General features: G+C 61.1%; 8 protein-coding genes. All 8 read left to right on the top strand.

Going from position 1 to position 3365, the window contains the following annotated elements:
• The coding region (locus tag AC1DVA_RS27050) for a hypothetical protein (RefSeq protein WP_476807941.1) at positions 1-566 on the top strand (566 nt) is incomplete at its 5' end.
• A gap of 15 nt (positions 567-581) precedes the next feature.
• On the top strand, positions 582-827 hold the full coding sequence (locus AC1DVA_RS27045) for a DNA-binding protein (RefSeq protein WP_476807940.1): 246 nt from the start codon (positions 582-584) through the stop codon (positions 825-827).
• Entirely contained in the window at positions 827-1039 is a 213-nt protein-coding gene (locus AC1DVA_RS27040; protein ID WP_476807939.1) for a hypothetical protein, read from the top strand. Before AC1DVA_RS27045 ends, AC1DVA_RS27040 begins: the two co-directional genes overlap by 1 nt.
• Positions 1024-1278 carry a DUF6074 family protein gene (locus AC1DVA_RS27035; RefSeq protein WP_476807938.1) on the top strand — a complete coding sequence of 85 codons (255 nt, stop codon included), beginning with the start codon at positions 1024-1026 and terminating at the stop codon, positions 1276-1278. The genes AC1DVA_RS27040 and AC1DVA_RS27035 overlap by 16 nt, the downstream gene beginning before the upstream one ends.
• A complete protein-coding gene (locus AC1DVA_RS27030; RefSeq protein ID WP_476807937.1) occupies positions 1275-1871 on the top strand; it encodes a hypothetical protein in 597 nt (198 codons plus the stop codon). Before AC1DVA_RS27035 ends, AC1DVA_RS27030 begins: the two co-directional genes overlap by 4 nt.
• 186 nt (positions 1872-2057) lie before the next feature.
• The gene (locus tag AC1DVA_RS27025; protein ID WP_476807936.1) at positions 2058-2393 is read left to right on the top strand and encodes a hypothetical protein; all 336 of its coding nucleotides are present in this window, start codon (positions 2058-2060) and stop codon (positions 2391-2393) included.
• Positions 2390-2590 (top strand): hypothetical protein, encoded by a 201-nt coding sequence (locus AC1DVA_RS27020; RefSeq protein WP_476807935.1) that lies wholly within the window; start codon positions 2390-2392, stop codon positions 2588-2590. Before AC1DVA_RS27025 ends, AC1DVA_RS27020 begins: the two co-directional genes overlap by 4 nt.
• Positions 2587-3135 (top strand): hypothetical protein, encoded by a 549-nt coding sequence (locus AC1DVA_RS27015; protein ID WP_476807934.1) that lies wholly within the window; start codon positions 2587-2589, stop codon positions 3133-3135. Before AC1DVA_RS27020 ends, AC1DVA_RS27015 begins: the two co-directional genes overlap by 4 nt.
• The last annotated feature ends 230 nt before the right edge of the window (positions 3136-3365 follow it).

The raw sequence follows: 3365 nt of genomic DNA, 5'->3' as shown, positions 1-3365 counted from the left end.
TTATTGCCCAGGGCGGTCGCGGCCGAGGCGGCGCAAAGATGACGGCCAGAGATGCGACTAACCTGTTGATCGGGCTTTGCAGTGTCGGATCTGCGAAGGAAATTCCTTCTGAGGTTCATCGCTTGAGACAAGCCATATGCGTCAAAGTGGAGTGCAGTCTATCTAACGAGATGCAATCGGCGTTCGCAGAATCTGAGAGTTTAGGCGCTGCATTTGAGTTCATGATGGCTGTGCCACGGTTCTCGGACGACATATTGAGCAAATTGGCATGGGATGTTTTTATCCCAACGCGTCTCTCTGATGGTTTTAGAGAACGCGTTCGCAGGCTACCATTGTTAGTCACATCTTCGATCAGCTTTTATCACCCAAGCGGCCGCGTCGAATTCGATATCGAAGACAACGACGGCCTCTATGTCAGAGAAGACCCTCTCGAGGTAGTTCCAAAAATTCTGCTTAATGCAACGTTCTTTGCAGAGAGACCGCCTGCCGCGGCAGGCGATCGAGTAGTAAAGACTTCGATCTCGCTAAGTACAATTTTGGAGGCCGGCATAGTTCTGGCCTCCTAACCCGGAGACCACACCATGACAGATATGACACCGCGCCCCGAGGGTGCGAACGGCGAAGCCTTGCCTCCGCTGTCCGAAGATTTGCTGCATGGCGCCAAGRCCATCGCCGCCTTCATCTACGGCGATGCCGACGACAAGAATGTCCGGCGGATTTACCATGCTGCCGACCGGCTCGGCATGCCCACGTTCAACATGGGCGCCACTATATGCGCCCGGCGCTCGACGATCCTGAAGTGGATCGCCCGGCAGGAAGCCGCCTAATGGCCGCCTGTCTCCGCCCCGACAGGCGAGAGGCGACCGTCATGCTCGACGAGGTTCTCGCCGATCTGCGCCGTGCCGGCATCTTGCCGACGCCGCTCAACCTCATCGCGGCCGCGACTGACCGGACCCGAGACGACAGCTTGGTCCAGGCCGTCGTGATTGCCGCCGAGCGCCGACAGATCAGGGAGGTGCCGCAATGTCCGCCGCAGTGATCCCGTTCCCCCGCGTCCGAAACCGGGCCTTCATCGTTCGGCATGCCCGGCGGATGACGGAGATGAACCAAGCCGCGGGAGAAAAGCACCTTCAGCGCCAGATTGAGCTTCAAATGGACACGATGCGCAAGCGCGGCATTCCCGGGTCGATCATCGTGGCCGAGGCCCGCGCCGTTGAATGCGCTGTCCGGGCTGAACTCTGGAGGGCGATCATGCAGACGCCGGGAGGCGCCGCGTGAAGCCGTTCGACCGCAAGCCGCACGCGACCGGACGTGACGGCCCTCGGATACAGGATGCTCGATACCGCAAGCGCAACCAGCCGCCAGAGGGCCAAGCGTTCGTCTGGATCACGAACGAGATGCTTTCGAGCCCGGCATGGATTGCACTGCCCGACAACGCCATGCGCGGCATCATGAGGATAGCGCAGGAGCACATGGCCCACGGCGGGAGGAAGAACGGCGAGCTTCCGGTGACGTGGAACAACTTCCAAGCCTACGGCATCCGCCGCGGCAGCATCACCGACGCGATCAAGGCCTTCGTCGCCTTGGGCTTCGTAAGGATGGCGGGTCGAGGCCGGCCGACCAATGGAAGGGACAAGGGCTCCTCGTCGCTCTGGACGCTGACATGGCTGATGACGGCGGACGGTGAGGCGGCGACGAACGATTGGCGCAGGATCAAGTCTGCGGAGGACGCCACGGAGAAGCTTCGATCCGCAGGGGTGACGCCTGAGCGCAAGAAGAGGACACCCACCCAAGATATTATAAGTAGTGCCAAATTGATACCGTCAGACGCGGAGCCGATCGCCCGGAAACAAGGCGCCTCCGGCATCTGAAGCCTCCACAGAGGCCCGGCGATAGTTCCACCGTTGGTACTGTCGCAGTAGTTCCAAATTGGTACCAGAGAAACCGGCCCCGGCGCCCGGACCTGCGCCGATATCACCACCGTTAGGACCACCATGACGAAGAGCATCAGCTCGGCGAGCGCTACCGCTTTGCCCGAAACCCAAGCGATCGCAGCGATGATCGCTGCCCTGCCGGACCATCGGCAAATTCGTGCCGTCTATGAGGCGGCCGAGCGCCTCAACAGCATGGCCGAGCTGCTGGTCGGCAACGCCTATATTCGAGAGATGAGGGAGGCGGCACCCATCCTCGCGCAGATCAACTGCTTCCTCTACGCAGCGCAGACCGCAGCGGCGGCGCGTGCCGGCAACCTCAAGGCCGCCAGCGAGGAGGAGAAGGAAGCCAAGTATCGGACGTTGATCAGTTTCGAGGTCGGAGGGACCAGCGATCTCGAACACGCTGAGGAAATCATCGGCGACCTGATCACCGACTACGCGGCGGAGGTGCAGTCATGAGCGAGGAAAAGCTCGACGACGTCTGCAGCGACCTGCAGCACCTGCTGGATATCGGCGTGGGGCTGTTGATGAGCGTGACRCGCCGCGACGACATCAAGGACGATCTGGACCGTGTCGGCGCGCTGCTTTGGGTCACGCGCCACATGGCGAAGAAGGCTGTCGCCGACGTGGCCTCTTATCCGCCGGTGACGCCATGAGCACCATCGGCATGACGAGGCAGGAGCGAGCCGAGATCGGCGCGCTGATCCGCAAGCGCGAGCGTGTGATGAAGGCAGCGGCATCTGAGCGTGCCGCTGCCATGATGGCCGAATTCGAGCAGCAGTGTGCGTCGGTTTACAGCTTCAACGATGACGCTGTCTGGAAATCCGCGTCCGAGCAGGTCAAGAAGGTGGTCGCGGACGCTCAGGCCCTTATCGCCGATCGCTGCGCGGAACTTGGAATCCCCAAGGAGTTCGCGCCCGGCCTAAATGTCGGCTGGTACGAGCGCGGCCAGAACGCGGTGAAACAGCGCCGCGAGGAACTGCGCAGAGTGGCGAAGTCCCGGATCGAGGCGATCGAAAAGGAGGCGGTGACCAAGATCGAGCGCGCGAGCTTTGAAGCTCAGAGCGAGGTCATGATCAGCGGACTAGAGACCGATGCCGCCAAGCTCTTCCTGTCCAACATGAAGAGCGTCGACGAGTTGATGCCGTCGATCGGGGTTGCGGATGTCACGCTGCTCCTGAGCGCGAGGTCGGCGTCATGAGCGCCGCCAATCTCACTCTACTCCGAACGCGAGCCGGCGAGATGCCAGCGGGATGGCTCGCCATATCGACGTCCAGACGGGGTTTCTGCGGAAAGGCGGCGGAACGGCCCCCAAACGTATTGCGCTAATCAAGTTGGTAGGACCATAATCCGATTAACGGCTTTAAAGCCGAATTGCGTGATTTGTATCCCATGGACGAACCGGGGCTCTGCAATTCACCAGGTCAGGGG

It is taken from the genome of Allobosea sp. P4_C6 (assembly GCF_056402015.1).
This window is presented reverse-complemented; position numbering and strand designations above follow the sequence as displayed.